The sequence below is a fragment of the Corynebacterium sp. AOP40-4SA-5 genome, assembly GCF_052377355.1.
Classification (GTDB): domain Bacteria; phylum Actinomycetota; class Actinomycetes; order Mycobacteriales; family Mycobacteriaceae; genus Corynebacterium.
The window spans coordinates 14348-40838 of the sequence record NZ_JBQSWS010000024.1 but is presented as its reverse complement, the minus strand read 5'-3'; the positions used below and the strand labels follow the sequence as shown (position 1 = coordinate 40838).

The following is a 26491-nucleotide window of genomic DNA, read 5'->3' as shown; positions in this document are numbered from 1 at the left end:
CCCTCGTGACGTGGACCGTGTCCCCTCCTCACACCCCGGCGAAGCCGACGACCAGCGGGATGAGACCCACCAGGACGAACGCGGGGAGGAAACACAACGTCAGCGGCGCGGCGACGGCCACGAGCACCCGCTCGGACCCTGCCCTGGCCGCGTCCTCGGCCCGTCGACGCAGTCGGTCGGCCTGGGCGGTCACCTCACCGGCCATCCGCCCACCGTTGCGCACCTGGGACGCCGCCCGACGGGCTACCGGGCCGAAGTTCGGATCCGCCGCCAGGTGGTGCCACGCGGTCGCCCCCGCGCCCAGTTCAAGCAGGGCGGACACCCGGAGCAGATCCCCCACGACGGGGTCGGTGAGCTCGAGTTGTCCCGGGACGCCTGCCCGCACCGCCGCCGTCCACGCCCCTGCCACGGGCAGTCCGGCGAGGATCGCCGCGGCGAAGACGTCGAGCACCCGCGCGGCGACGAGCGCGCCGACACCCGGTGCCGCTGAGACCCCTGGGATGCGCAAGCCCCCTGAGGCCCCTGCCCTGGCACCGGGCCCGGCGCGCCCGCCGACACCGCCGAGCACCGTGACCGTCAACGACTCCACCCACAGCACCCCGGCGCTGGCCAGGAGGGTGCCCGCCAGCAGCACCAGGACACCGAGTACGTCGCCCACCAGGAACGCCACCGGGGCCAGCCCCATCGACTGCCCGATCCCGAGTGCCCCGAGCGGGAGCAGGAGCAGGATGACCTCGGTCATCCGTGCCCCGGCCAGGGCGCTGGAGGTGTGCCCGAGGTGGGTGAGCCGGGCGTCGAGGTCCTCGACGCACCGTTGCATCAACGACCCCAGAGCCAGCCCGTGTCGCTCGGCGACCGCCCACATCCGTAGCAGGACCTGCAGTTCGGCCGGGCCGCCGTTGGTACCGGTGCCAGTCCCGCTGTCAGTACCGGTGTCGGCACTGGGGCCGGTACCGATCCCGGCCCCGAGGCGGATGCGGTGGACCTCGCGTCCGACGACCGCGGTGATCCCGTGTCCGGTGGTGAGGGCCTGTTCGGCGGCGTCCACCGGCCGGGCGCCGACGAGTAGTTCCACGGCGAAGGCGTCGGTGAAGTCGCGGTACTCCCTGATCCTGGTCCGGTCACGCGACAGGGCCACCGCCGCCGTCACCACCCTCTTGCCGGTGAACGTCACCGCCGCGCCGGTGCCGGCCAGTGCCAGCGCCGTCACCATGTGCGGTCCCAGCAGGTGTCGACCCGGAGCCGTCCGTCGTCGCCGCTGAGGCGTCCGATCTGACTGACCTGGCGCCGTCCCGCGACGCGGGACAGGTGCACGACCGTGTCCACCCCGTCACCGACCTGCCGGGCGACGGTCTCCGCGGGCATCCCCGCGAGCGCTCCCAGTGCGGTGAGCCGGCCCGGTACCGCCGCCAGACCGTTGGCGTGCACCGTGCCCGCGCTGCCCCGTGGCCGGTGTTGAACGCCAACAGCAGCTCCGCGATCTCGGCTCCCCTGATCTCGCCGACGACGATGCGGTCCGGGCGCATGCGCAGGCTCTGGCGCACGAGCATGCGCATGTCCACCCCGCCGGCACCGTCCGCGCCGGCGTCGCGGGTGCGCAGTCCCACGACGTGCGGATGCTCCGGCACCAGTTCCGGGGTGTCCTCCACGAGCAGGAGGCGTTCGCCTGCCGGCACCTCGTGCAGCAACGCCGCCAGCAGGGTGGTCTTGCCTGCCCCGGTGCCACCACTGACCAGGAAGGACCGTCGGGCGGCGATGAGCTCGCGCAACCGTGCGGCGACCTCGTCCGGGAACATCCCGGTGCGCTGCAACGCCGCCAGGTCACCGTGCCCGCGCGACAGTGCCCGCAGGCTCACGCACGCCCCTGAGGCGGCCGGCGGGTCGAGCACCGCATGCACACGCACCCCGCCAGCGACGACGCCGGGTGGCAGGTCGGTGAGGATGCCGTCGGCGAAGGGACGCGAGTCGTCCAGCCGCACACCGCAGGCCGCCGCGAGGCGCACGGCGATGCGCCGGCAGGTCTGCGCGTCGCCGACGTGCAGGTGGGTGGGTTCGACCCCGTGTCCGCGGTCCACCCACACCGGACCGGGACCGTTGATCAGCACGTCGGTGACCTGCGGGTCGCACAGCGGCACGGCGAGCTCACCCAACCCGGAGAACTCGCGGGTCAGGGTACGGACCTGCTCGACGCCGGCGCCGGTGGCGTCGTCCAGGGCGCCGACCACCCCGGCGATGTCGGCCTGGGTCGGCCTGTCCACCGCACGGTCCACCAGCCCGTCGCGGACCCGGTCGACGAGGCTCGGCGGGCTGTCCTGCCCCGGAATCTCCGCGCTCTTCCCCGCCATGCTCTGCCTGGTCAGTCTTGTCCGCCCCGTCAGCCGCCCCGTCAGCCGCCCGGTCATCGCAGTGCCTCGAGCAGACGCAGGGCCGCAGGCCCGGCGGTCCCGGCGCCGCTGCCGGTGGTGCGGAAGTCTCCGCGGTCCACGTCGACGGTGAGGAAGGGGTCGTCCTCCCAGGTCACCGCCGGTGCCCTGCCGAGCAGGCTCAGGGTCTGGTTCCACGTCAACCCGGAGCGCGGTAGTTCACGCAGCACCACGTGGACGCCGTCGGCGTCCTGCAGGGCACGGCGTGCGGCCAGCACGGCGGGCACCGACTGCGGGACGACGAGCACGCGCGCGGTCACGTCACCGCCGACGGCGACCAGGTCGCGGCGTCCGCAGTCACGGACCACCGGACGGGACGGGTGGGCCACCGCCCTTGCACCGGCTCCCTTTGAACCTTCGGAACCTTCGGAGGCTTCGGCACCGCCGTTGTCGGCCTCGAGGATCCCGACGTCCTGCACCCATCTCACCGTTGCCGCACCGGCCCCGACCGGGGCACCTGGGTCACCTGAGTCGTCCGAGTCGTCCGAGTCGTCCTCCGCCCCGAGGAGCAGCCGCAGCTGCCCGGGCCGCGACAGCGGGTCCTCGTCCACCAGAAGCGCCTGACCGGCCCCGCCCGCCCCACCGGACGTCGTCGCCCCGGCGGCGAGGGCACCGGCGAGCGCGGCGGCGAAGACGCTGGTCCCCGCCCCGCCGACGATGCCGGCGACGGCGATGTCGACGAGGTCGTGGCTCCCGATCGTCGCCGCCAGTTCCCCGACGGCCTCCGGGATCTGCAATGCAGACATCCCGTCACCGGCCACCCCGTCACCGTCGCCGTCCTGCGTGAACGGCATGCCGGTCACCCGGATGGTGCGCACCGACGCCGAGGCGTCCTGCGGTTCCCCACCGAGTGCACCTGGTACCTCCGTCGAGTCGGTGACGACGACGAGCCGTGGGAGCCCGGCGGCCTCGTCCTCACCGACGAGACGCCGCCCCGTCGCCGCGACGACCATCGCCACCTCGTCGACGAGGCCCGGGTCCGCCAACCGCAGCAGGACCGGAGCCGGTCCCGAAGCCGGCCCCGAAGCTGACCCCGGCCCTGAACCCAGCCGCGCCGCCGAACGTGCACCACCGGTGAACTTCCCGGCCACTCCCCTGACACCTCGTGTTCCCCTCATGGCGGTAGATAGTGACAGCAGGGCCACCACAGTGGAAGAGGGACCGGCGAGACGGCAGGTTCCTGTGGATAACTTCCGTGGCGGTTTCGCGAAACTGTCCCCACCCCCTGTGGACAACGTTCGCGGGGAAAGGAATGAATGATACTCAAGGTAACGAATGAGGCTCCTGGAACGTATGGTGTAGGTGTGACTACGCCGCAGGGAGAACCACGCGAGCCGGACGGCACCACCGCCTCCCACACCACCAACGGGACACCCGACGCCCCGGCCACGCCCGTCGCCGACCTCAGCAGGGCCATCGCCACCGACCCCGGCGTCGACCCCTCGCACGTCCTGGCCGTCTTCGACCTGGACAAGACGATCATCGACACCTCGGCGTCCATGGCCTACCGCAAGCCGCTGGCCGACCGCGGACTGATCAGCACCTCCGACATGCTGCGCATGCTGATGATGCTCGGCAACTACATGATCAGCGGACACGACGACAACTCCCTGAACACCACCCGCGACACCCTCGTCGCCATGGTCCGCGGCCGCAGCAGCGACGACCTCGCCGACGTCGCCCACGGTGCCCTGCAGGACGTGATCGTCCCGGTCATCTACGCCGAGGCCCGCGACCTGATCGCCCGCCACCACGAACTCGGCCACAAGGTCGCCATCATCACCGCCTCCGCCCGCGTGCTGGTGTCGCCCATCGCCGACGAACTCGGCGCCGACCACCTCATCGCCACCGAACTCGCCGTCGACGACGACGGCCTGTTCACCGGCGAGGTCCCCTTCTTCTGCAAGGGCCCTGCCAAGGTCGAGGGGCTCCGCGAGCTCTGCGACGCCGGGGGCTACGACCTCACCGCCAGCTACGCCTATACCGACTCCGCCACCGACCTCCCGCTGCTGGAGGCCGTCGGCCACCCCACCGCGGTGAACCCGGACCGCGCGCTGCGCCGCGAGGCCACGACCCGCGAGTGGCCGATCGCCCGCTTCGGACGCGCCGAGCCGCTGTTCACCCTCCCGGAACACACCGGCGCCATCGCCGGCACGTCCGCCGCCGTAGCCCTCGTCGGCACCGTCGCCGCAGGGCTCCTGGTGTGGCTGCGCGGACGCGAGGACGAGTGACCCCGACCCACTAGAGTGCGGCTTCTGCCTCACCATCCGGGCGGCTCTGGCACAATAGCGTGGAGAACCGACACGGTAGGATCACCGTAGGATCACCGAACCGGGATTTTCGAACCGGACCATCACCCAGGAGAGTGCGTAGTGAGCGACAAGAACAGCAACGGCCTGTTCACTGACCAGGACAGCTTCAACCCCAAGGTCAACTCCATCCCGCTGTCCGACGCGGACGCCCAGGCCGCCGGCCGTGGCGGCAGCATCGCCGACCTCGTCAAGGACGCCACCGCCCAGGTGTCCTCCCTGATCCGTTCCGAGGTCGAGCTCGCCAAGACGGAGATCTCCGCCAGCGCGAAGAAGGCCGGCATCGCCGTCGCCATGTTCGGTGCCGCCGGTGTGGTGCTGGCCTACAGCTCGTTCTTCTTCTTCTTCTTCCTCGCCGAGCTGCTCGACAACTGGCTGCCGCGCTGGTCGGCCTTCCTCATCGTCTTCGGCATCATGGTCGTGCTCGTCGCCCTGCTCGCCCTGCTCGGCGTGAAGTTCGTCAAGGGCGTCAAGAAACCCCAGGCCACGATCGCTTCGGTCAACGAACTGAAGTCCGTGGTCCCCAGCGGGCAGAAGAACGAGTCCGCCGACAACGGGCTGTACACCTAGACCGTCCGGCTTTGACCGGACCCTCTTCCAACGCCATGAGCAGCGCCGACGCCGCCCACAAGTACGTCCACACCCGCGGCATCCGCCTGCACGTCCTGGTGCAGGGTCCCCCCGACGCGCCCCTGGTACTGCTCATCCACGGTTTCGGTGGAGGGCACTTCGACTGGCGTGAACTGATGCCCGAACTCTGTGGCACCACCGACGCCGGGAACCCCTCCCCGCCGGTGCGCGTCGCCGCCGTCGACCTGCGCGGATACGGTCGTTCCGACAAGACTCCGCGCGGCTACGACCTCACCACCGCCGCCTCCGACATGTGCGGCACGATCCGCGCCCTCGGCCACACCGACGCCCTGGTCGTCGGCCACGGCGAAGGCGGGCTCATCGCCTGGACGATGGCCGCCCACGAGCCGCGCCGCGTGCGCGGCATCGTCACCCTCTCCTCCGCGCACCCCCTGGTGCTCGCCCGGTCCGTCCTGCTGCACCCGGTCTCACAGTGGCCGCGGGTGCGCGCCTCGCTCTACGCCCAGCTGCCCCGCCTGCCGGAACGCGCCCTGCGCCGCAACGGCTCGGAGGCGGTCGCCCAGTCCTTCCGTCAGCAGGTCGCCCCCGGTTTCCGGGACACCGCAACCTGCCGGGAGCACGAGGAACTTCGCCGCGAGGCGATGCAGATCGACAAGGTCGCCCACCTGTCCTGCGAATACCGGCGGTGGACGCTGCGTAGCCGGCTGCGCCCGGAGGGCGGCGACTTCAACCGGACCTTCCCGGCCCGCACGGAGGCTCCCGCGGTGTGCGTGGACGGGTCGATGGACCCCGCCTACTCCCCGCGTATCGCCCGGCGCTCCGCCACGCGTGGTGCCGACGGCTCCTCCGCCGAGCTGCTCTACGGTGTCGGCCACTTCCCCCACATCGAGGACGCCCCCTCCGTCGCGGCGATCATCCGCGACGCCGAGCCACTCAGCTGACCACGCACTCCTGGGTGTCCACCGGCGAGCGGTAGGACGCGGTGTCGCCGACGTGGGAGAGCACCTCGTTCTTCGTCAGGGCGTAGCCGGTGTCGGAGTCCCCGACCGCCGCGCCGAACACCAGGCCGAGCACGTTGCCCTCGGTGTCCACCAGCGGTCCGCCGGAGTTGCCCTGCACCACGGTGCCGCGCAGTGTGTACGCCTCACGGTCGACCCGTGCGTCGGCGTAGATGTCGGGCCCGGAGACCGTGAACATCTCCCGCACGCGTGCCGGGGTGGCCTGGAACGGCCCGCCGAGGGGGAAGCCCATGACGATCGCGTCGTCGTTCTGTGCGGCGGGCTGGTCCGCCCAGTCGAGGGTGGGAATCGTGGTGCCGTCGGTGGTGCGGATCAGGGCGATGTCCTGCGACGGGTTGTAGTAGACGACCTCGCCCTCGGCGTCGCCGTCGACGGTCTCCAGGGCCACCCGGCCGGTGCCTGCCACCACGTGGGCGTTGGTCATCACCAGGTCCGGTTCGATCGCGAAGCCCGAGCCCTGCAGGATCCGGCTGCACTGCTCGGCCTCACCGAGCACCCGCACCAGCGACGGGCGGGCCTCGGCGACGACCGGATCGTCCGACAGCGCGGAGTCCGGGGCCGCGACCTCGGCGGAGGGCACCTCGTCGAAGGGGTCGGTGATGACCGGGAAACCGGAGTCGCTGAAGAACGACGCCGTCTGCTGCGGCAACGCCTCCAGCCACGACGGGGCGAGTTTGCTCACCCCGGACAGGATCGAGGATCCACGCACCGCCTTGCCCAGGTCCCCGGAGTTGTTGCCGGCCACGGGCACCACGATCAGCCACACGACCACGACGGTCGTGACGACCTGGACCAGCGCACCGACCACCGAGTCGACCCGCAGCACGGCGCGGGTACGGATCAGGTCACGCAGACGCCCGCCGATCACCGAACCGATGGTGTAGCCGATGACCACGGACCCGGCGACGACCGCCAGGGCGACGAGGAAACGCTGGGTGTCGCCGTCGACGTACCCCATCACCCACGGCAGGATCCGCAGGCCCAGGACACCACCACCGAGCACGCCGGCCAGCGACAGCACCGCCGAACAGCCGCCCTGCCGCCACCCCGACATCAGGGCGAAGACGGCGACGACGCCCAGGGCGACGTCGACGATGACCGAACCGCTCATCGGCTTTCCTTCCTGTCGTGTGTGCTGTCGTGTGTCCTGTCGTTCTCCAACTCCCCGTCGAGCCGGTCGCCGAGCGCCTCGGCGGCGAGGTTCTCCCCGTTGCGGGAGGCCTCCAGCGCCGCGAAGAGGTCCGCCACGGCCGCCGGCTCACCGTCGGCCCAGGGTTCCTCCCAGGGCCGCTCCCAGCCGGCGATGGTGAGCAGGGCGTCCACCACCCCGCCGGTGAACCCCCACAGGAGGTACCCGTCGACGTCGAAGGCGGGGCCGTGCCAGCTCAGGAAGCCGATACGGCGGCGGTTGGCGGGGTCGGCCAACCGGGCGACGGGGAAGGCCCGGACCCAGTCGGACTCCTGCGTGGCCGGGTGCACCGGCCCCGGGGTACGCCACCAGGCGACGACCGGGATCACGGCGTGGTTCGTCCGGTCGATGTACAGCGGCGCCATCACGCTCACCGGCACCACCGACGTCGGGTCCAGCGCGGTCTCCTCGACCGCCTCGCGCACCGCGGTGGCGACCGGGTCGGCGTCCTGCGCCTCCCGACGGCCGCCGGGGAAGGCGATCTGCCCGGAGTGCGTGCGCATGCGCGGGTTGCGGTGCGTCAACAGGACGGTCGTCTCCCCCGAGTGCTCCCCGCCGTCACCATCGCCCAGCAGCACCAGCACCGCCGAGTAGCGCGGCGGGGTGCCGTCCGGCCCGAGTTCGGGGACGGTACGTGCCGGCTCGTTGAAGATCGCGCCGATGCCGCTCTCCCCGGCATCCGGGTCAGCGCCCGGGGCCGTGACCTCGGCGAGACGACGGACCCAGTCCGGGAGGTCGTCCGGCAGTGCAGGCTGGGTCCGCGCAGACTCCAGCCAGTCCTGCAGTGAGTACTCCCCGGCGTTGTCACGCTCGGGTTCGGTGGGTCGGCTCATGAGTTCCCCATACTACGTGCCATGAGGTCCTCCACCTGCTCCACGGAGATCAACTCCCCGGGATGCAGCTCCTGGCGGGAACCGTCGGCACCGTAGACCACCGACAACGGCACCACCGCCGGCAACGACGCCGCGGCCGCGACCTGCCCGGTGGAGTCCTGGAAACTGGCGAAACGCACGTCCAGGTCGTTGAGCAGGTCCACACCTGCCTGGCCGCGCTCGTTGGAGTGCACCCCGACGATGTTCCACTCCGGGTGCTTCTCGGCGACCTCCTGCAGGACGGGTAGCTCCTGGCGGCACGGCCCGCACCACCACGCCCACACGTTGACCAGCGTGGGCCTGCCCGACAGCATCTCGGCGACGGACGCGCTCGACTGCCCACCTCCGTCGGTCAGACACGGCAGGACGACGTCGGCGAGCTCGGCGTCCTCAGCGACCTCAGCGTCCTGCGCCCCGGCCTCCGGCGACGGGCAGGCGACGCGCTGGGCCTCCGGCACGTCGTAGGACGTCCCGTCCGGGTCCGGCTCGCCGGTCGCCTCACCGGACGGCTCCGCCGGCGACTGCGAGGCCGACGCCGCCGCGCCCGGCGCGTCCTGCGCGTTCTGGGCCCCGTCCCCTCCGGTCAGGGAGATCACCATCGGCACCGCGGCGACCGCCAGGCCGACGACGACCACGACCGCCAGCAGGATGCCGCGCAGACGCGCGTCCGACGGCCTTGCGTCCTCCCCGCGCGTCACCTCGTACCGTCCTCACGCGAGGGGCACTTCGCCGCCAGGACGCACTGCCCGCAGGCCGGACGCCTCGAGTGGCACACCTGCCGACCGTGGAAGATCAGGCGGTGGGAGAACATCGTCCACTCCTTCTTCTCCACCCTCGCGGTGATCTCACGCTCCACCGCGACCGCGTCCGTCTGCGTGGTCAGCCCCAGCCGACGCAGCACCCGGCCGACGTGCGTGTCCACCGGGAAACCCGGCACACCGAACGCATTGCCCAGCACCACGTTCGCCGTCTTACGGCCCACCCCCGGCAGCGCCACCAGCTCCTCCATCGAACCGGGCACCTCGCCGCCGTGGTCGGAGCACAACGCCGCACCCAGGCCGATGAGACTGGACGCCTTGTTGCGGAAGAACCCCGTCGGACGGATGACCTCCTCCAGGCGCTCACGGTCGGCGCCGGCGTACGCCGCGGCGTCCGGAAACTCCCGGAAGAGCCCCGGGGTCACCTGGTTGACCCGCTTGTCCGTGCACTGCGCCGACAGAACGGTGGCGACGAGCAGCTCCAACGGCGTGGTGTAGTCGAGCTCGCAGTGCGCGTCCGGGTACTCCCCCGCCAACGTCCGGTTGACCCAGCGGGTCCGGCGCGTCAACGCCAGCGACGAGCCGGACGTGCCGGTCGTACCGGTCCGGTGGGTGGCGCGGGAATCAGAACGGGATGCAGAGGTTGTGACCATGGTGGAGACAGTCTAACCCCGCCGACGGACATGGACCCGACACGAAACATCACCGCCCGTGCCACGATGATTCCCCCGGCGTTCCACAGAACACGCCCCCCAGGCTGTATTGTGTGGAGTGACCCTTTTCGGGGGCCTGTGTGACCGATCCGTCACCACGGCCACAGCATCGCCGGCACCGCCAGCTTTCGACCGAACAGCAGACGAACAGTACCAAGACCAGGAGTCAGACGAGTAATGGGTGAAGTACCTGAGATCCTGTCTCGCGCCGGAATTTTCCAGGGTGTCGAGGCCACAGCGGTCAACGCACTCATCGAGCAGTTGGAGTCGGTGACCTACCCGCGCGGAACCACCATCTTCGACGAAGGTGAACCGGGCGACCGCCTCTACATCATCATCAACGGCAAGGTGAAGCTCGCACGCCACGCCCCCGACGGGCGCGAGAACCTGCTGACGATCATGGGACCGTCCGACATGTTCGGCGAGCTGTCCATCTTCGACCCGGGCCCGCGTACCTCCGCGGCCGTCTGCGTCACCGAGATGACCGCGGCCACCATGGACTCCCAGATGCTGCACGACTGGATCTCCGACCACCCGGAGATCTCCGAGCAGCTGCTGCGCGTGCTGGCCCGACGTCTGCGCCGCACGAACAACACCCTGGCCGACCTGATCTTCACCGACGTTCCCGGGCGCGTGGCCAAGGCGCTGCTGCAGCTGGCGAACCGTTTCGGTGTGCAGGAGGGCGGCGCGCTGCGCGTCCACCACGACCTCACGCAGGAGGAGATCGCCCAGCTCGTCGGCGCCTCGCGCGAGACGGTGAACAAGGCCCTGGCGGAGTTCGCCCACCGTGGCTGGATCCGCCTGGAGGGCAAGTCCGTGCTGATCTCCGATACGGAGCGGCTGGCCAAGCGCGCGCGCTAGCGCCTTCGCCACCCCTCCCCTTTCTCACCCCCTCCTCGTCCAACGCAGCGGCCTGCGGGCCCTGCGTTTTTCTGCGCCCGCCGGAGTAGGTAGACTGATCTGGCTACTTAACTGGACCGCCCAGCACCCGACCCAGGCCCGACCCAGGCCCCCGCGCAGGAGGACACCCCGTGGCCGAGACCCGCCGCCGACCGGCACGTGAACGCATCCTCACCAGCGCCACCACCCTGTTCTACGAGCGCGGTATCGCCGCCACCGGCATCGACGCCGTCGTCGAGCACGCCGGCGTCGCCCGCAAGAGCCTGTACAACAACTTCGCCTCCAAGGACGAGCTCATCGCCGCCTTCATCGAACGCCGGCACCACCAGTGGCTCGACCTGCACCAGGCACGGCTCCGCGCCGCCGGCAGCACCCCGGCCGAGCAGGTCCTCGCCGTGGTCGACGCCTACATCGACCACGCCGAGGCCGACGGCACGCACTTCCGCGGGTGCGGCCTGCTCAACAGCGCCGCGGAGTTCCCCCTCGGCTCGGCCCCGCGCGCCCAGGTCGCCCGGCACAAGCAGGAGGTCGAGGACATCGTCGCCACCGCCCTGGGTTCCGGCGACCGAGCCAGCGACCGAGCCAGCGACCGAGCCACGGCCCTGCACATCTCCTTCCTCCTCGAGGGCGCGATGAGCCGGTCCGGACTCGACGGAACCACCACCCACCTGCACCACGCCCGCGAGATCATCAGGGCGCTCGCCGCATGACGTCCCCGCGACTCCCCGCCCTGCTGGCGGTCACGGTGACCGCGGTGCTGTGGGGAACCACCGGCACGGCGGCCACCTTCGCCGGCGACGTCGGACCACTCGCCATCGGCGCGGTGTCACTCGGCGTCGGTGGACTCCTCCAGGCGCTCATCGCCGTCCCCGAGCTACGGCGGCAACGAGCCCTGCTCCGGACGCACCGACGCACCGTCCTGCTCGGCGGCGTGGCGGTGTTCACCTACCCCCTGGCGTTCTACAGCTCGATGCACCTGTCAGGTGTGGCGGTCGGCACGGTGATCTCCCTGGCCTCGGCACCGCTGGCGGCCGGACTCATCGAGAAGTTCACCGGCGGGGCACGGCTGGGGCCGTGGTGGGCGTCCGCCGCCGCACTGGGCGTGACCGGCGCGGTGTTGATCAGTGTCGCGTCCGGTGAGCGGGACTCCGGCGACTCCGACTCGGGCGCGATGCTCGCCGGCATCGTGCTGGGCCTGGTCGCCGGGGTGTCCTACGCCGTCTACGCGTGGGCGGCGTTTCGGCTCATGGTCGTCGGGGCGGGACGCGGCGCGGCGATGGGCTCGGTGTTCGGTGTCGGCGGCACACTGCTGATCCCGGTCCTGCTGCTGACGGGTGCGCCGATCCTGGACTCGTGGAACAACGTGGCGGTGTCGGCGTACATCGCGGTGGTGCCGATGTTCCTCGGCTACGTCCTGTTCGGTTACGGACTGACCGCACTCGCCCCGAGCACGGCGACGACGGTGACGCTGCTGGAACCTGCTGTGGCCGCGCTGCTGGCCGTGGCGGTGGTCGGCGAGCGCCTGGCCCCTCTGGGGTGGGTCGGCCTGGCACTGATCGCCCTGGTGCTGCTGATCCTCGCGTTCGCCCCGCAGCACAGCGGGGACGATGAACGTAGCGACGGCACCGGGAGCACCGGCGACATCACCCCGTTGCCCGAGCCCGAAGATACTCACCCTTCCAGGTAGGCAAAGGGGCCGAATCGCTGCCTGGAAGGGTGATCCGGCGACACGGGCCGGCGCCGGGACTCCTACAGCTTGCCGAGGTGGCGCAGCGCCACACGCGTGGACTGCTTGGCGGAGTCACGCAGCACCGGGTCGACGTCGGTGTAGATCTCGTCGACGATCTGGCCCACGGTGGCCTCGTCCCCCAGCTTCGCCACGGCCTCGGTCACCTGCTGGAGCCGGAACTCCCGACGCTCCAGGTACTTCTGCGCCAGCTCGGCGGTGTCCTCGCGGTCCGGACCATGGCCCGGCAGCATGTGCACCCCGGCCCCACGACGGATCAACAGCCGCAGGGTCTCCAGGTAGTCGCCCAGGTCACCGGTGGTTTCCGAGATCATGGTGGTGTGCCGTCCGGCGATGGTGTCACCGGTGATGATGGCCTCGACGTCGGCATCGGTGTCACCGGCGTCGGTGTGGACGGCGAAGCAGACCGAATCATCGGTGTGGCCCGGGGTGGCGATGACCTCGATCGACGGGGTCAGCCCCTCGAACCGGATCACCTCGCCGTCCTCCAGGACGTCCCCGCCGATGCAGTAGCGCTTGTCGATGGCGCGCACCGGTGCCCCCAGCAGCTGGCGCAGGCGGGCGGCCCCGTCCTCGTGGTCGGGGTGGTGGTGGGTGAGGAGGATCAGTGCGACCTCCGCGCCACCCTCGGTGGCCTTCGCGCGCAGGACGTTGAGGTGTCCCTCGTCCTGCGGCCCGGGGTCGACGATCACGCTCCGGCTGTCACCCGGTGCCCGGATGACCCACGAGTTCGTGCCCTCCAATGCCTGGTAGCTGGGGTTGTCGCACAGGACGACTCCGGTGGAAGGGGTGACGGAACGCAACTGGCTGTACGCGGGATGCTCCATGGCTCTGATCCTACTGCGGGGACCGCCCACGGTCAGTCCGGGCGGGGGTGGGTCCACCCGTCCCGGAAGCGGCCACGGTGGCGGGGACGGGACGGGCGGACGGCTCAGGCCACGCGGACGATGAGCTCGACCTCGACCGGGCTCCCCAGCGGGAGCTCGGCGACGCCGACGGCACTGCGGGCGTGCGCCCCGGCGTCGCCGAAGACCTCGCCGAGGAGTTCGGACGCACCGTTGACGACGGCGGGCTGTCCGCCGAATCCGGCGGCCGAGGCGACGAAGCCGACGACCTTGACGACCTGCACGACGTTGTCGATGCCGACGAGGTCGTGGACGGCGGCCAGGGCGTTGAGCGTGGCGGTGCGGGCGTACGCCGCAGCGTCCTCGGGGGACACCGCGGCATCCTCCGCACCCACGGAGCCGGTCGCGGGCAACCGGCCGTCGACGAAGGGCAGCTGGCCGGAGGTGAACACGAGGTCACCGGTGCGCACGGCGGGCACGTAGTCCGCGACCGGCGCGGCGACCGGGGGGAGGGTGAGACCGAGCTCACCGAGCCGGGCGGAGACGCGGCCCCCGTCGACCGGCACTACTTCTCCCGCTTCAGGTAGGCGACGTGCTGCTCACCGGTCGGGCCGGGGAGGACCGAGACGAGTTCCCAGCCGTCCTCACCCCAGTTGTCGAGGATCTGCTTGGTGGCGTGGGTCAGGAGCGGAACGGTGACGTATTCCCATTGAGTCATGTCGACGAGTATACAAATGTCCCGGCTCAGGCCTGGGACGCCTCGAGCTGGCCGGCGAAGAAGTCGGCCCAGCTCTCGACCTCGGGGTGCTTGCGCAGCAGGGCACGGCGCTGACGCTCGGTCATGCCGCCCCACACGCCGAACTCCACGTCGTTGTCGAGGGCGTCCGCACGGCACTGGAGCACGACCGGGCAGTGGCGGCAGATGGCCACGGCCTTGCGCTGCGCGGCCCCCCGGACGAACAGCTCCTCGGGGTCGATGTTGCGGCAGTGCGCCTGGGTGATCCATTCGCCACGGTTGTTGAAGGACTCGCGGGTGGTGACCTGCCCGGCCGTGCGGTGCAGCACACCCTGGCTGCCGCTGCGAACATCGGGGGCTGCGGCGGCCTCAACGTCGGTGGAGGTGTCGGGGCGTTGGAGTGAAGCGGTCATGATGTCCTTCCGCTGTGGATGGTGGCCGGGGGGTTGATGATCCCCGGCTCCGGAGATCTGACCCCGGAAGTGATCATCAGCAAACTGGGTGTAAGTGTATTCACACAGATTTAGAAGTGTCGAATCGCACATATGCCGAGAACCTGTGCGGCACATCACCGGGCGCCCGCGACGAGGGTCCGGGCCATGCCCGCGCGGCCCGTCGCACCGTCCGGCCCGCCACTGCTCCACCACGGGCCCCGCCACAGTGCCTTCTCACCCACCCACGGCACACTCGGCGCCGTCGCGCAGCGGAATGGAATGATCGCCACAGAAGATGTGCTGGTCATCACACTACGGCACCACAATGACGGTACAATGTGATGTCTGTCACCACTTGACCGTTCCCTCGCCACCCGGCCACGGTCGCTGCTACCGACGACCCCCGGCGGCGCCTCACCGCCGCCCCTCCGAAACCCCGCACACGACCTCCGCGGAACGTCCGACGGCGCAGCCCTGCGCCACCCCCGCACGCTCCCCCTGCCGGGGACCGATCGGCGATACCGGCACGGGCTCCCCATCACAGGGGCCATCCGATACGCTGCTGTGTGTGACTTACCTCAAGAGCGCAGCCACACTCGTCCTCGCCGTCGTGATGGTGGGCGCACTCACCGCCTTCGCCGTCGTCCCACTGGTCGGCGGCGCGGGCCTGGTGGTCAACGCCGGCTCGGACACCGTCGACAGCGACCTCGCCGACATCGACGACAACGAGTCGCTGCCGGAGGTCAGCACCGTCACCGACCGTGAGGGCAACACGCTGGCCACCCTCTACGACCAGCGCCGCTACTCCGCCGGGGCGGACGAGATCTCCGACACCATGAAGGACGCCATCGTCGCCATCGAGGACCGTCGCTTCTACGAGCACGACGGGGTGGACGTGCGGGGCACCCTGCGCGCCCTGGCCGCGAACTTCTCCAGCGGCGGGGTCGAGCAGGGTGCCTCCACCATCGACCAGCAGTACATCAAGAACTACCTGCTGCTCATCGACGCCGCGGACGACGAGGAACGCGCCGCCGCCACCGAGACCTCGGCGTCGCGCAAGCTGCGCGAGATGAAGATGGCCACCGACCTGGAGAAGCGCTACTCCAAGGACGAGATCCTCACCCGGTACCTCAACCTCATCTCCTTCGGTAACGGCGCCTACGGCATCGAGGCCGCCGCGCGCACCTACTTCTCCACCACCGCCGACCAGCTCACCGTGCCGCAGTCCGCCCTGCTGGCCGGCATGGTGCAGTCCACCAGCGCCCACGACCCGTGGACGAACCCGGAGAGCGCCCAGGCCCGGCGCGACGCCGTGCTCAACTCCATGGTGGAGACCGGCGCCCTGGGTCCCGCCGAGCGCGACCGCTACGTGGCCGAACCCCTCGGCGTGAACGAGAGCCCCGTGGGCCAGGCGAACGGCTGCATCGGCGCGGACAACGCCGGTTTCTTCTGCGACTACGTGCTGTCGTACCTGGAGAACCACGACCTGGACACCGCCGAGCTCGCCCGTGGCGGCTACACGGTGCGCACCACCCTGGACCCGGCAGCCCAGGAGACGGCCGTGAACGCGGTACGCGCCCAGGCCGACCCGTCCACCCCGGGTGTGTCGCTGACCTCCAACTTCATCGCACCGACGGACGACGCCCACGAGGTCGTCGCCATGGCGTCCTCGCGCACCTACGGGCTCGACGCGGACGTCAGCGAGACCGTCCTGCCGGTGACCCACACCTCCGAGGGCAACGGCGCCGGCAGCGTGTTCAAGATCTTCGCCGCCGCGGCCGCCATGGAGAACGGCATGGGCATGAAGACCAGCCTCGACGTTCCCAACCGCATCGAGGTCTCCGGCATGGGCAGCGGCGGTGCGGAAGGATGCCCGGCCAACCGCTACTGCGTGGAGAACGCCGGCGACTTCAAGTCGAAGATGAGCCTGCGCGAGGCACTGGCCACCAGCCCCAACACCCCCTTCGTGGCCATGGCGGAGAAGCTCGGCACCGAGCGGATGACCGACATCGCCGTGGACCTGGGCCTGCGCTCCTACGGCGAGGCGGGCTCCTACGACGGCGAGCAGTCCGTGGCCGACTTCATCAAGGACAGCAACCTGGGCTCCTTCGTGCTGGGCCCGCTGGAGGTCAACCCCCTGGAGCTGGCGAACGTCTCCGCCAGCCTCGCCGACCACGGCCGCTGGTGCGAGCCCTCCCCCGTCCTGTCGGTCACCGACCACGACGGGCAGGACGTGGCGCTGGACACCCCGGACTGCGAGCAGGCGCTCTCCTCCGGTGTGGCGGACGCCCTGGCCAACGGCATGGGCGGGGACGTCGCGGACGGCACCGCGTCCGGCGCGGCCGACGCGTCCGGCTGGGGCGGGCCGATCTCGGCGAAGACCGGCACCACCGAGACCAGCCTGTCGGCGGCCTTCCTGGGCTTCACCCCGGGCCTGGCGGGCGCGACGTACGCCTTCAACGACGGCTCGCAGGCCTCCCCGCTGTGCACCGGGCCGCTACGCCAGTGCGGCGAGGGCAACCTCTACGGCGGCAACGAGCCGGCGCGGGCGTTCTTCACCGCGGCGAACTCCATGGTCGGCAGCTACGGCGGTGCGGGCCTGCCCTCCTACAACCGTGACTACGACCGCGGCAACCCCGCGCGCTACCGCAGTGCGGCGAACGACACGGCGACGGGCGGTGCGTCCGGAACAGGATCGTCCGGGACGGCCACCCGTGAGACCGGCTGGGACATGACCCTCGACGAGTTCGACTAGGCCACCTCCCGCCCGCCGTTACACTGGGCAGGGTGACTAGCCGAGACCTCCCAGACAACAGTTCCGCACGCGCCCGCGGCGTCCTCTCCTCCGCCCTGCGCACCACCGGCGCACTCGCCGCGCTCGGCGTGGCCACGGCGGCCGCCGCCGTCGTCGAGACCCGCGCCTTCGTCCTGCACGAGGTGACCGTGCCCGCGCTCGAGCCGGGCACGCTGCCGGAGGGGCAGGACGACTTCAGGATCCTGCACGTCTCCGACCTGCACATGCTCGCCGACCAGAAGATCAAGCAGGGCTGGGTCGCCTCGCTCGACGCCCTGGAACCCGACCTGGTGGTCAACACCGGCGACAACCTCGGCGAGGAACAGGCTGTGCCGGGCGTCCTGCGTGCGCTGGGTCCGCTGCTGCGCCGTCCGGGTGTGTTCATCTTCGGCAGCAACGACTACTACGCGCCGCACCCGGTCAACCCGTTCAACTACCTGCTGGGCAAGCGCAACAAGCCCAGCGACGTGGAGCTGCCGTGGCGCGGCATGCGCGCCGCCTTCGTGGAGCACGGTTGGGAGGACGCCACCCACCGGCGCGTGGACTTCGCCACCTCCGGGGTGAAGCTCGCCGTGGGCGGCGTGGACGACCCGCACCTCGACCGGGACGACTACGGGGCCCTCGGCGGCCCGCCGAACCCCGAGGCCGACCTGGCGATCGGCCTGGCGCACTCCCCGGAGCCCCGGGTGCTCGACGAGTTCGCCGCCGACGGCTACCAGCTGATGATGGCCGGGCACACCCACGGCGGTCAGCTGTGTCTGCCCGGCGGGCGGGCGATCGTGACGAACTGCGGGATCGACCGCTCCCGGGTCTCCGGGTTGTCGCGGTGGTCCGAGCGGATGTGGCTGCACGTGACCAACGGGTTGGGGACGTCGAAGTACGTGCCCTTCCGAATGTTCTGCCGCCCGTCGGCGACCCTGGTCCGGGTGGTGGAGCGGGAGTCCTGACGCGACCCGCTACGCGGCCGTGTGCAGGTGTTTTGCCACGGGGCCGGAAGTCCGTCTATAGTGCTTACCTGTTGCGACACAGAGAAACCCGCGAGGGTTGATCCGTGCCGTTCCAGACCGGGGTATGGCGCAGCTTGGCAGCGCGCTTCGTTCGGGACGAAGAGGTCGTGGGTTCAAATCCCGCTACCCCGACAGCCAGAGGAACACCCTCCGACCTGCAGACGCAGGACGGAGGGTGTTCCTTTTCTTTGCCTGGGATCCGGGTGACCGGCCGCAGGAGGCCACCCTCAGGGGTGTTTCCCGCGTAGGCCGCCACTTCTAGCGTGGAACCGATGACAAGTTTCACCCCGTCCGGCGCGGGCCGCGTCCTGCCGACCGCGCTGCGCTCACGGATCCTGCGTGCCGGGGACGACGCGGGACGCGCCCTGGCGCTCGCCGACGACGTCCGCCGGGCCGTCGGGCTGCAGTCCCCCGGCAACACCCGACGGATGTGGCGCGGCCTGGCGGAGCTCGGCGCGCTGAACCTCACCGCGGCCCGGTGTCTGGGCCCACACCTGGAGGCCCTCGCGATCCTGCAGCAGGCGCGCGAGTTCGACCTGGTCGTCTTCGCCCCGGCGGGGTCGACCTGGGGCGTCTTCACCGACGACTCCGCGGCACAGGTGCACGCCGAGCGGACGCCGACCGGCGGCTGGCTGCTCACCGGAGGAGTGTCCGGGTCCGCGGCGGTGGGTTCGCTGAGCCACGCGCTCGTCAGCGCCCGCACCGACGGAGCGGCACACAGCCTCTTCTCCGTCCGGCTTCACGACGACGGTGTGACCGTCGACGCCCGGGACGGTGGGAGTGTGAGGTTCCTGCGGGCCCACGCGCACGTCGTGGGAGCGCAGGACTGGTACACGTCGCGTCCCGGGCACGCCCTCGCGGCGGCCGGGGAGGCGGCGATGTGGTGGGGCGCGGCCTGTGGCCTCGCACAGAAGCTGCACCTGCGGCTCGCCCGGCCGACACCGGACGCCATGAACGCCGTGAACAGGACGGAACTGTGGGACCTGGGACGCTGCGACACGGCACTCTTCGCCGGCGGTGCGGTCCTGGAGCGACTCGCCGGCGTCGTGGACCGCGACGGTGCCACAGGGGCACCGGAGTGGGCTGAGGCCCTGCGGGTCCGCGGCATCGTCCACGACGCCTGCGAGACGACGCTCTCCTGCGTCCTACGGTCCCTGGACGCTGCCCCGGGGAGCGGTCCGGACGGTGACGACGACGCCCGCGCCCGACAGGTGCGCAACCTGCGGGACGCGCTGCGCACCCACCGTCCCCGGGAGGATCTCGTGACCGTGGGTGCCAGTGCCCTCCAGGGCCTGCCGACGGTCTGGGGCGGACGGTGATGCCCCGCCGCTGAACGACAACACGATTCGAGCGAGTTGCGAGCGAGTGCAGTCAATTGCGGGAGTGTATTGACATATAGACACACCGTTTATTTTGTCATGCCTTTTTCGGTTTATTCATGACCGGAGAGGCCGCGAACGACGGAAAATGCCCGTCACACTTTCGACACAATGACGTACACTGGGAACGAACATTTGTTTCCGACGACCGAAAGGGAGAACCACCGTGGGTCTCGACGACAAGATCAAGAACAAGGCTCAGGACGCCACCGGCAAGGCCAAGGAAGCCGCTGGTGACGTCACCGACAACGACCGTCTCAAGGGAGACGGGAAGACCGACCAGGCGGCGTCCGGTGTCAAGGACGCCGCAGAGAACGCCAAGGACAAGATTTCCGAGGGAATCAACAAGATCACCGGAAACTAGCGGACCGCAGACCCCTGCGCCCCGTCCCGGAACGACGACTCATGAACGGAGAATGACATGGACTCGAATACGCTTATCCGGCCCTTCCGGTTTTAGAGTGCGTTGATCCTGGCCTGGAGCCCTCCGGAGTGGATCAGTGACCGCAAGATGTAGTGGCTGAGGTTCCTGAACCCGAGTGCGATGCCACGCAGGTGCTCCAACCGTCCGTTGATGGCCTCGACGGGGCCATTGGAAGCGCCGGTGTCGAAGTACGCGAGGATCTCGGCCCGTCGTTTCCACATCGTCCGACCCAACTGCCCCAGCTCCTGGACCCCGGCGGGGAGATCTTTCCGGATCCGGCACATGATTTTGTACATCCACCTCTTCCCGACCCGACGGTCAGGATGCTCATAGGCTGCGATGATGTCCTGATACGTCCAGTGCGTGACATCCACAGCCGTGTGCCGCTCATCAGCGAACACCGCGTCCAGCTTCGCCTTCTGCCTGTCGGTCAGCAGTCCCATCCGGGTCAACAGGATCCGACGCACCCCGTACAAGGGATCCCCTGACCTGCCGCGATGCCCACAGGTGTCCTGTTGGATCCGCTGCCGGGTCATAGTCAGCTTGTCGGCAGCCAGGTGCACGACGTGGAACGGGTCCATCACCTTCCTCGCCTTCGGCAACTGCTCGGTGGTGGCGGTGTGGTAGCCGGCGAATCCGTCCATCGACACGACTTTCACCCGGTCGCGGACGGACTTCTCCCGGGCGGCGAGCCAGCGGCGCAGCACCTCAGCGGATCTGCCCGGCACCATGTCCAACAGCCGGGCGGGCCCGGTGCCGTCCACGTTCGGCGTCAGGTCGACGATGACGGTGACGAAACCGGGAGTACCGTCGCCACGGCGGTGTTTCCATTTGTGCTCGTCCACCCCCAGCACGCGGACTCCGGCCAGGTGGGTGGGATCAGCGTAGATCAGCTCCCAGGCCTGTTCGAGGGCTACCTGGTTGACCAGACCCCAGCCGATGTCCAGGGACTTCGAGATCGCGGCAACGCTCATGCGGTCAATCGCCAGGCGCTGGAGGATCCAGCGGGTGCAGCGGTCGGTGAGCTTGGCTTTCCGCTTCGCGCACACGAGTTGCTGTTGAAAGATCTTTGTCGCACAGGCGGTGTTGGTGCAGGTGAACCGGGGTAGCCGGATCCGTAACCGGGTGGGATGCCCGACGACGGGCAGGTCCACGAGTTCACGGATCCGGTGATCACGCAGCCGGCCTTTCATCCCGCAGGCCGGGCAGGAGGCATCCTGTTCCACCGGGCGGCAGGTGATCCACGTGTGGCGCTCATCGATCGCGGCGCCCGTGATGGTCAGGCCGAGTTCAACGGTCCGGATGATGGTGTCAGCAATAAGAGACGTAGAATCGGGCATAGGTCCTCGGGGCGAAAGATGGTTGTGTAGGAGCTTTCATCTTCACACCGGGGACCCCTACATCTTGTGGTGGGTCCCGATCCTCATACTTGGTACCTCATCCCGGCCACGCACCCCAGATCCGGAAGAGCCGTTTACCTTGGGGAAACTCATTTTAGTGGGCATGCAGCACCTGATGGAACTTGGTGTGAAGAAGAGGCAAGCTATATTTTCCGCGTAGAGTCGCCCCCTCCATCCAAGAAAAGCGGCAAGAAACGAAAGAAGAAGCGTGGAGGCTGTGACTTGCAGCTTCGTTTGGCGGTTTTTCCGCGGCTTCGAATGGCGGTTCAGTCGACGCCGATGGCAACACCTGGATAGGCCACCCGGGCGCTCGGGATGGGCTTATTAAAGGCCGAAGGCGCCGCCGCTGACGAGGATGAAGATGCCCAGGCCGATCAGGACGATCGGGAACAGCACGTGCTCCCAGCGCTCAAGGACTTCTGCGATGGGCGGGCGGGTGGCCGCGAACTTTGCCAGCAGGACCAGGCCTGCCACCAGGACGAGGAAAACGATGCAGTAGATGATGACGGCGGCAGTGTCCACGTTGAGGAAGACCGGGACGTAGACGCCGATATTGTCGCCACCGTTGGCAAACGTCACACCGGCGACGGTCAGCACACCCACCTTTTTCCCGGCGATCTCCGCATTATCATCGTCGTCATCATCGCTTCGCCAGGCCTGCCAGGCCGCCCATAGTCCCAGGGCCAGGGGAATTAGTCCGAAGTACGGGATCGCCTCAGCAGGTAGGAATGCTCCTGCCCCCAGCGTGACCAGGACTGCGGCCGCGAGGATGCCCATGAAGCCGAGGTACTGACCAGCCAGAATCCGAAGCGTGGTCCCTTTTTGCCCCGCCCCGCGGGCAAAAAACAGCGAGAGCACGATGATGTCGTCGATATTGGTGGCGATAAACAGACCAATCGCCGACAGTAGACCGGTTACCACTACGCACTCTCCTGTCCAGTGACACACCCAGGTACGGCGCATCCGGCGTCGATGCATTCGGCGTTGTCATCGACGGCCAGGGTGATATCCAGCAACGCGTTCAACGCCTGCGCCAGATGAGCATCAACGATCTCGTAGCGGGTCTGTCGCCCCTGCGGTTCGGTGACAACAATTCCGCAGTCCCTCAGGCAGGCGAGATGGTTCGACACGTTCGAGCGCGTCAGTTCCAGATCCTGGGCGAGAGCGGCCGGGTAGGCCGGCCCCTCCAGCAGCGCCAGGAGAATGCGGGAACGAGTCGGATCCGCCATGGCCCGACCCAACCGGTTCATCACGTCTAGACGAGAAGCAATAGTCAGCATGTGCTGAACTATACAGCTGTTGCTGAACTAACTTCGACATGGGGTGGCGTCGTTGCCAGAGGTCGTCTGCACTTTCAGGCTGAGGCCTTCACTGCGCAGGAAGGAAGCGGCTGCCTAGTTGGCGGTGTTCCCGACGTGATTTAAAGGTGAGGGCTATTGCCGGCAGCTTCCGGCCCAGGCCAGCGGTGGCCCACGTACCGATCAAGGTGTCCCACTTCCAACCATTCATCACACCGAGGACCTATGCCCGATTCTACGTCTCTAGTCGCCGACACCATCATCCGGACCGTGGAACTCGGACTGACGATCACCGGGGCCGCGATCGACGACCACCACACGTGGATCACCTGCCAACCCGTCCACCAGGACCCGACGTGCCCGTCCTGCGGGCAACCAGGACGGGGCCGTGACCACGTCACCCGCCAACTCGTGGATCTGCCCGTGGTCGGACACCCGACCCGCCTGCGGGTTCAACTACCCCGGTTCACCTGCACGAACCCTGAGTGCAGGACGCGGATCTTCCAACAGCAACTCGACTGCGCACCACCAAAACAGAAGATGACCCTACGATGCACCCGCTGGATCCTGCAACGTCTGGCCATTGACCGGATGAGTGTCGCCGCGATCGCGAAGTCGCTGGACATCGGGTGGGACACCGTCAACCAGGTCGCCCTGGACCAGGCCCGTGAGCTGGTCTACGGCGATCCGAACCATCTGGCCGGGGTACGGGTCCTTGGGGTGGATGAACACAAGTGGAAACACCGCCGTGGCCAAGGGGATCCTAGTTTCGTCACCGTGATCGTGGACCTGACTCCCAACGTGGATGGCACCGGCCCAGCACGGTTGTTGGATATGGTCCCGGGCCGGTCGGCCGAGGTGCTGCGCCGCTGGTTGAAAGATCGGGACCAGACTTTCCGGGACCGGGTCAGGGTCGTGTCGATGGATGGGTTCGCCGGCTACCACACCGCCACTGGTGAGCAGCTGCCACAGGCGAAGAAGGTCATGGACCCCTTCCATGTCGTGCATCTGGCAGCGGACAAACTGACCAAGACCCGGCAGCGGATCCAGCAGGCCACGTGTGGGCATCGCGGCAGGTCCGGGGATCCGTTGTACGGGATCCGGCGGATCATGCTGACCCGGATGGAACTGCTGACCGAGAAACAACTCACCAAGCTGAACACTGTGTTGGCGGTCGAAGACCACGCCGCGGTGGACGTGACTCACCACATCTATCAGGACATCATCGCCGCGTACGGGCATCCGAACAAGAAGATCGGGAAACGTTGGATGTACAAGGTGCTGTGTCGGATCCGCACCGGCCTACCAACAGGGGTCCAAGAGCTGGGGCAGTTGGGCAGAACGACGTGGAAACGCCGACACGAGATCCTGGCCTACTTCGACCACGGTGTGTCCAACGGGCCGGTCGAAGCGATCAACGGACGCCTGGAACATCTGCGCGGCATCGCACTGGGTTTCAGAAATCTGACCCACTACATCTTGCGGTCCTTAATTCACTCCGGAGGACTCCAGGCCAAGATCAATGCACTCTAAAACCGGAAGGGCCGCTTATCCTCGCCGCCAGTTCGGCCCCGCCCCTCGGCTTCATCGGCTGGATCATCGTCGGCGGTCTCGCCGGCTGGATCGGCTCGAAGGTCGTGGGCACCGACGCCTCCATGGGGATCATCCTCAACATCGTCGTCGGCGTGATCGGCGGCTTCCTCGGTGGCTGGCTGCTGACCCTCTTCGGCGTGGACGTGGCCGGCGGAGGAATCATCTTCAGCTTCATCACGTGCCTCATCGGCGCGGTGATCCTGCTGTGGATCGTGGGACTGGTGACCAAGAAGAGGTGACGTCCCCGGCCCCCGCGGGCCGGACCCCTCCTCCCCACCACCGGGAGTTACCCCTCAGCTCGGCTGGGGGGTCTTTTCACGTCCGGGCGGGGTCATCCCGTGCTCCATCCCCCACCGCACCGCCTGGGAGCGCCGTTCGACGCCCATCTTGCGGTACGCCGACCTGATGCACGACTTCAACGAGTTGATCGTGATGAAACTCCGCTCGGCGATCTCCGCGTTGGTCATCCCCCTGGTGATCAACGTGACGATCTCCGCCTCCCGCGCGGTGAGCCCCTCCGCCTGTCCCGGCCAGACGCCACGCACCGGCACCGGGTCGGAGGCCGCGGCACCCGCGAACTCCGCGGTGTCGGAGACCAGCACCTGCCCCTCCACGATCGCCTCCAGGCACTCGACCAGCACCCCGGCACCCATCGACTTGTCGAGGTAGCCGTGACACCCCTTGTCCAGGGCGGTCTGGATGAGGTCGGCCTGCATGTTCCAGCTGTAGACCACCACGCGCCCGGCGGTGGGGTCGGCCAGCACGGCGTCGATCTCCTGGCCGTCCGCCTGGGTCAGCCCGAAGGTGTCGTAGAGGGTGAGGTCCACCGGGCGCTCGCCGGTGGTCCCCACGTCCGTCTCGACGATGTGGATCCTGCCCTCGTACGGGGCGAGGATCGACCGGAGTCCGGCGACCACGACCTCGTAGTCGTTGAGCAGCCGGAGTCTGAGGGGGTGGGTGATTTGCGTGGGCACGCAGCCGATTGTCTCAGAACTCCTCGTAGCTCGCCGGATCCTGGCCCTTCAGACGCCCGTCGGGACGCCCCAGGGCGGTGATCGCCGCGACCTCGTCGTCGCGGAGCTCGAGCTTCAGCGAGTCGAGGTTCTCCTGCTGACGTTCCCGGCTGGACGCCTTCGGGATCGCCAGGGAGCCGACGGCCCGGTGCCACGCCAGCACGACCTGCCCGGCGGAGGCGTCGTGCGTACGTGCGGCGTCCTGCACCGGGGCGCTGTCCAGCGCGGCGCCGCGTCCCAGCGGACTCCACCCCTCGGTGATGATCCCGTGCGAGTTGTTCCACTCGAGGGCGCCGACCTGGGGGAAGGCGGGGTGCAGCTCGATCTGGTTGACCTCCGGGAGCTCACCGGTCTCCTTCTCCAGGGTCTCGATGTGCTCCGGCAGGAAGTTGCACACGCCGATGTGCTTGACCAGGCCACGCTCCCGCGCCTCGATCAACGCACGCCAGGCCTCGACGAAGTGGCCCTGGCCGGGGTTCGGCCAGTGGATGAGGTACAGGTCGATCGGGCCGACGTCCGCCCGGTAGTAGGACTCCTCCACCGCGGCCAACGCCTTCTCGCGCTCCTGGTAGCGGCCCGGGAGCTTGCTGGTGTAGATGATCTCGTCGCGCGCGGCGAGGCCCCGGTCCACGGCCGCACGGATGCCGGCCCCGACCGTCCCCTCGTTCTCGTAGTTGTAGGCCGAGTCGATCAGGCGGTAGCCGAGTTCGATGGCTCCGGTGACCGCATCGGCGCCCTCGGTACCCCACAACTTGTAGGTGCCGAACCCCAGTGCGGGCAGTTCGAGCGATGCGGAGTTGGACTGTCGGTCGGGCGTTTCAGACGCTGTATGAGACATGCCGCCCGATCGTAACAAGGTCGCCGTCCGGGCGTGTCCGGGTAAGGGCAGGGGCCCCTACTGCAAAGTCCTGCCCGTACCCGTGTCCGACACGCCTGATAAACTTGGCCCGTCGCATGAGGTTACTCGGATCCTGACCGGATCCGCAGGTGGTTCGGTCCGAAAGACCCGACAGCCGCAGGAACCATGGGGCGCCTACCGAGTCAGAA

28 protein-coding genes and 1 tRNA gene are annotated in these 26491 nt (G+C 69.0%); 13 read left to right on the top strand and 16 right to left on the bottom strand.

Features of this window, described 5'->3' with window-relative positions; genetic code table 11:
• Window positions 1-28: 28 nt before the first annotated feature.
• Genes ACT3S3_RS12905 through ACT3S3_RS12895 form a run of 3 tightly spaced genes read right to left on the bottom strand, consistent with a single transcriptional unit; the run spans window position 29 to window position 3541 of the window.
• On the bottom strand, window positions 29-1213 hold the full coding sequence (locus tag ACT3S3_RS12905) for a hypothetical protein (RefSeq protein WP_441582517.1): 1185 nt from the start codon (window positions 1211-1213) through the stop codon (window positions 29-31).
• A complete protein-coding gene (locus ACT3S3_RS12900; protein WP_444626892.1) occupies window positions 1122-2345 on the bottom strand; it encodes a CpaF family protein in 1224 nt (407 codons plus the stop codon). Before ACT3S3_RS12900 ends, ACT3S3_RS12905 begins: the two co-directional genes overlap by 92 nt.
• Window positions 2346-2398: 53 nt before the next feature.
• Window positions 2399-3541 (bottom strand): hypothetical protein, encoded by a 1143-nt coding sequence (locus tag ACT3S3_RS12895; protein ID WP_444626890.1) that lies wholly within the window; start codon window positions 3539-3541, stop codon window positions 2399-2401.
• A 186-nt stretch (window positions 3542-3727) separates the two neighbouring features.
• Between ACT3S3_RS12895 and ACT3S3_RS12890 the strand changes: the two genes are divergently transcribed.
• The 3 genes from ACT3S3_RS12890 (at window position 3728) to ACT3S3_RS12880 (ending at window position 6264) form a co-directional block, all read left to right on the top strand.
• Window positions 3728-4654 carry an HAD family hydrolase gene (locus ACT3S3_RS12890; protein WP_301443376.1) on the top strand — a complete coding sequence of 309 codons (927 nt, stop codon included), beginning with the start codon at window positions 3728-3730 and terminating at the stop codon, window positions 4652-4654.
• A gap of 141 nt (window positions 4655-4795) precedes the next feature.
• On the top strand, window positions 4796-5302 hold the full coding sequence (locus ACT3S3_RS12885) for a phage holin family protein (RefSeq protein ID WP_441582520.1): 507 nt from the start codon (window positions 4796-4798) through the stop codon (window positions 5300-5302).
• A gap of 35 nt (window positions 5303-5337) precedes the next feature.
• A complete protein-coding gene (locus tag ACT3S3_RS12880; protein WP_441582527.1) occupies window positions 5338-6264 on the top strand; it encodes an alpha/beta fold hydrolase in 927 nt (308 codons plus the stop codon).
• Here ACT3S3_RS12880 and ACT3S3_RS12875 read toward each other — a convergent pair.
• Genes ACT3S3_RS12875 through nth form a run of 4 tightly spaced genes read right to left on the bottom strand, consistent with a single transcriptional unit; the run spans window position 6257 to window position 9814 of the window.
• Window positions 6257-7453 (bottom strand): MarP family serine protease, encoded by a 1197-nt coding sequence (locus ACT3S3_RS12875; RefSeq protein WP_301443374.1) that lies wholly within the window; start codon window positions 7451-7453, stop codon window positions 6257-6259. The two genes, ACT3S3_RS12880 and ACT3S3_RS12875, sit on opposite strands and share 8 nt — an antisense overlap.
• A complete protein-coding gene (locus tag ACT3S3_RS12870; RefSeq protein WP_444626888.1) occupies window positions 7450-8364 on the bottom strand; it encodes an NUDIX hydrolase in 915 nt (304 codons plus the stop codon). Before ACT3S3_RS12870 ends, ACT3S3_RS12875 begins: the two co-directional genes overlap by 4 nt.
• Window positions 8361-9101 (bottom strand): TlpA family protein disulfide reductase, encoded by a 741-nt coding sequence (locus ACT3S3_RS12865; RefSeq protein WP_444626886.1) that lies wholly within the window; start codon window positions 9099-9101, stop codon window positions 8361-8363. The genes ACT3S3_RS12870 and ACT3S3_RS12865 overlap by 4 nt, the downstream gene beginning before the upstream one ends.
• A complete protein-coding gene (gene nth / locus ACT3S3_RS12860; RefSeq protein WP_301444226.1) occupies window positions 9098-9814 on the bottom strand; it encodes an endonuclease III in 717 nt (238 codons plus the stop codon). Before nth ends, ACT3S3_RS12865 begins: the two co-directional genes overlap by 4 nt.
• A gap of 237 nt (window positions 9815-10051) precedes the next feature.
• Here nth and glxR point away from each other — a divergent pair, with 237 nt between their 5' ends.
• The 3 genes from glxR to ACT3S3_RS12845 all read left to right on the top strand — a co-directional run bounded on the left by glxR (window position 10052) and on the right by ACT3S3_RS12845 (window position 12461).
• The gene (gene glxR, locus ACT3S3_RS12855; protein ID WP_441579686.1) at window positions 10052-10735 is read left to right on the top strand and encodes a CRP-like cAMP-activated global transcriptional regulator GlxR; all 684 of its coding nucleotides are present in this window, start codon (window positions 10052-10054) and stop codon (window positions 10733-10735) included.
• A gap of 170 nt (window positions 10736-10905) precedes the next feature.
• Entirely contained in the window at window positions 10906-11484 is a 579-nt protein-coding gene (locus ACT3S3_RS12850) for a TetR/AcrR family transcriptional regulator (protein ID WP_444626884.1), read from the top strand.
• Window positions 11481-12461: a DMT family transporter gene (locus tag ACT3S3_RS12845; RefSeq protein WP_444626882.1), complete on the top strand. Its 981-nt coding sequence runs from the start codon at window positions 11481-11483 to the stop codon at window positions 12459-12461. Before ACT3S3_RS12850 ends, ACT3S3_RS12845 begins: the two co-directional genes overlap by 4 nt.
• Before the next feature lie 62 nt (window positions 12462-12523).
• On the opposite strand, the gene ACT3S3_RS12840 is transcribed toward ACT3S3_RS12845, so the two are convergent.
• From ACT3S3_RS12840 to ACT3S3_RS12825, 4 genes are all read right to left on the bottom strand, one after another.
• Window positions 12524-13348, bottom strand: a complete 825-nt coding sequence (locus ACT3S3_RS12840) for an MBL fold metallo-hydrolase (protein ID WP_301444189.1) — start codon at window positions 13346-13348, stop codon at window positions 12524-12526.
• Between the two features lie 104 nt (window positions 13349-13452).
• Complete coding sequence (locus ACT3S3_RS12835) at window positions 13453-13932, bottom strand: RidA family protein (RefSeq protein WP_444626880.1); 480 nt, start codon at window positions 13930-13932, stop codon at window positions 13453-13455.
• Window positions 13932-14084: a DUF4177 domain-containing protein gene (locus ACT3S3_RS12830; protein WP_301443460.1), complete on the bottom strand. Its 153-nt coding sequence runs from the start codon at window positions 14082-14084 to the stop codon at window positions 13932-13934. Before ACT3S3_RS12830 ends, ACT3S3_RS12835 begins: the two co-directional genes overlap by 1 nt.
• Before the next feature lie 26 nt (window positions 14085-14110).
• The gene (locus tag ACT3S3_RS12825; RefSeq protein WP_301443459.1) at window positions 14111-14515 is read right to left on the bottom strand and encodes a WhiB family transcriptional regulator; all 405 of its coding nucleotides are present in this window, start codon (window positions 14513-14515) and stop codon (window positions 14111-14113) included.
• Between the two features lie 589 nt (window positions 14516-15104).
• On the opposite strand from ACT3S3_RS12825, the gene ACT3S3_RS12820 reads away from it, so the two are divergent.
• From ACT3S3_RS12820 to ACT3S3_RS12800, 5 genes are all read left to right on the top strand, one after another.
• Window positions 15105-17291, top strand: a complete 2187-nt coding sequence (locus ACT3S3_RS12820) for a transglycosylase domain-containing protein (RefSeq protein WP_444626878.1) — start codon at window positions 15105-15107, stop codon at window positions 17289-17291.
• 95 nt (window positions 17292-17386) lie between these two features.
• Window positions 17387-18277, top strand: a complete 891-nt coding sequence (locus ACT3S3_RS12815; RefSeq protein WP_301443462.1) for a metallophosphoesterase — start codon at window positions 17387-17389, stop codon at window positions 18275-18277.
• Window positions 18278-18395: 118 nt separating this feature from the next.
• Window positions 18396-18469: transfer RNA gene (locus ACT3S3_RS12810), tRNA-Pro, on the top strand.
• Between the two features lie 140 nt (window positions 18470-18609).
• Entirely contained in the window at window positions 18610-19656 is a 1047-nt protein-coding gene (locus tag ACT3S3_RS12805; RefSeq protein WP_444626876.1) for a hypothetical protein, read from the top strand.
• Between the two features lie 226 nt (window positions 19657-19882).
• Complete coding sequence (locus tag ACT3S3_RS12800; RefSeq protein ID WP_301443457.1) at window positions 19883-20080, top strand: CsbD family protein; 198 nt, start codon at window positions 19883-19885, stop codon at window positions 20078-20080.
• Window positions 20081-20172: 92 nt separating this feature from the next.
• Here ACT3S3_RS12800 and ACT3S3_RS12795 read toward each other — a convergent pair whose 3' ends face one another.
• The 3 genes from ACT3S3_RS12795 to cmtR form a co-directional block, all read right to left on the bottom strand.
• Entirely contained in the window at window positions 20173-21480 is a 1308-nt protein-coding gene (locus ACT3S3_RS12795; RefSeq protein ID WP_444626874.1) for an ISL3 family transposase, read from the bottom strand.
• A gap of 384 nt (window positions 21481-21864) precedes the next feature.
• A complete protein-coding gene (locus tag ACT3S3_RS12790; protein WP_444626872.1) occupies window positions 21865-22503 on the bottom strand; it encodes a cadmium resistance transporter in 639 nt (212 codons plus the stop codon).
• Window positions 22461-22820 (bottom strand): Cd(II)/Pb(II)-sensing metalloregulatory transcriptional regulator CmtR, encoded by a 360-nt coding sequence (gene cmtR, locus ACT3S3_RS12785; protein WP_027019174.1) that lies wholly within the window; start codon window positions 22818-22820, stop codon window positions 22461-22463. Before cmtR ends, ACT3S3_RS12790 begins: the two co-directional genes overlap by 43 nt.
• 243 nt (window positions 22821-23063) lie before the next feature.
• Between cmtR and ACT3S3_RS12780 the strand changes: the two genes are divergently transcribed.
• Together ACT3S3_RS12780 and ACT3S3_RS12775 are read left to right on the top strand one after the other, a co-directional pair.
• Window positions 23064-24371, top strand: a complete 1308-nt coding sequence (locus ACT3S3_RS12780) for an ISL3 family transposase (RefSeq protein WP_444626870.1) — start codon at window positions 23064-23066, stop codon at window positions 24369-24371.
• 17 nt (window positions 24372-24388) lie between these two features.
• A complete protein-coding gene (locus tag ACT3S3_RS12775) occupies window positions 24389-24670 on the top strand; it encodes a GlsB/YeaQ/YmgE family stress response membrane protein (protein ID WP_444626909.1) in 282 nt (93 codons plus the stop codon).
• 54 nt (window positions 24671-24724) lie between these two features.
• On the opposite strand, the gene ACT3S3_RS12770 is transcribed toward ACT3S3_RS12775, so the two are convergent.
• Window positions 24725-25405, bottom strand: a complete 681-nt coding sequence (locus ACT3S3_RS12770; RefSeq protein ID WP_301443682.1) for a response regulator transcription factor — start codon at window positions 25403-25405, stop codon at window positions 24725-24727.
• Window positions 25406-25418: 13 nt separating this feature from the next.
• Window positions 25419-26282, bottom strand: coding sequence for an aldo/keto reductase (locus tag ACT3S3_RS12765; protein ID WP_301443683.1), 864 nt, complete (start codon window positions 26280-26282; stop codon window positions 25419-25421).
• Between the last annotated feature and the right edge of the window lie 209 nt (window positions 26283-26491).

Coding starts and splice junctions, on each gene's coding strand:
- ACT3S3_RS12895 (WP_444626890.1), bottom strand. CDS start 3,541: ATGAGGGGAACACGAGGTGTCAGGGGAGTGGCCGGGAAGTTCACCGGT.
- glxR (WP_441579686.1), top strand. CDS start 10,052: ATGGGTGAAGTACCTGAGATCCTGTCTCGCGCCGGAATTTTCCAGGGT.
- ACT3S3_RS12845 (WP_444626882.1), top strand. CDS start 11,481: ATGACGTCCCCGCGACTCCCCGCCCTGCTGGCGGTCACGGTGACCGCG.
- ACT3S3_RS12790 (WP_444626872.1), bottom strand. CDS start 22,503: ATGCGCCGTACCTGGGTGTGTCACTGGACAGGAGAGTGCGTAGTGGTA.
- cmtR (WP_027019174.1), bottom strand. CDS start 22,820: ATGCTGACTATTGCTTCTCGTCTAGACGTGATGAACCGGTTGGGTCGG.
- ACT3S3_RS12795 (WP_444626874.1), bottom strand. CDS start 21,480: ATGCCCGATTCTACGTCTCTTATTGCTGACACCATCATCCGGACCGTT.
- ACT3S3_RS12780 (WP_444626870.1), top strand. CDS start 23,064: ATGCCCGATTCTACGTCTCTAGTCGCCGACACCATCATCCGGACCGTG.
- ACT3S3_RS12830 (WP_301443460.1), bottom strand. CDS start 14,084: ATGACTCAATGGGAATACGTCACCGTTCCGCTCCTGACCCACGCCACC.
- ACT3S3_RS12880 (WP_441582527.1), top strand. CDS start 5,338: ATGAGCAGCGCCGACGCCGCCCACAAGTACGTCCACACCCGCGGCATC.
- ACT3S3_RS12765 (WP_301443683.1), bottom strand. CDS start 26,282: ATGTCTCATACAGCGTCTGAAACGCCCGACCGACAGTCCAACTCCGCA.
- ACT3S3_RS12870 (WP_444626888.1), bottom strand. CDS start 8,364: ATGAGCCGACCCACCGAACCCGAGCGTGACAACGCCGGGGAGTACTCA.
- nth (WP_301444226.1), bottom strand. CDS start 9,814: ATGGTCACAACCTCTGCATCCCGTTCTGATTCCCGCGCCACCCACCGG.
- ACT3S3_RS12825 (WP_301443459.1), bottom strand. CDS start 14,515: ATGACCGCTTCACTCCAACGCCCCGACACCTCCACCGACGTTGAGGCC.
- ACT3S3_RS12805 (WP_444626876.1), top strand. CDS start 18,610: ATGACAAGTTTCACCCCGTCCGGCGCGGGCCGCGTCCTGCCGACCGCG.
- ACT3S3_RS12875 (WP_301443374.1), bottom strand. CDS start 7,453: ATGAGCGGTTCGGTCATCGTCGACGTCGCCCTGGGCGTCGTCGCCGTC.
- ACT3S3_RS12840 (WP_301444189.1), bottom strand. CDS start 13,348: ATGGAGCATCCCGCGTACAGCCAGTTGCGTTCCGTCACCCCTTCCACC.
- ACT3S3_RS12905 (WP_441582517.1), bottom strand. CDS start 1,213: ATGGTGACGGCGCTGGCACTGGCCGGCACCGGCGCGGCGGTGACGTTC.
- ACT3S3_RS12900 (WP_444626892.1), bottom strand. CDS start 2,345: ATGGCGGGGAAGAGCGCGGAGATTCCGGGGCAGGACAGCCCGCCGAGC.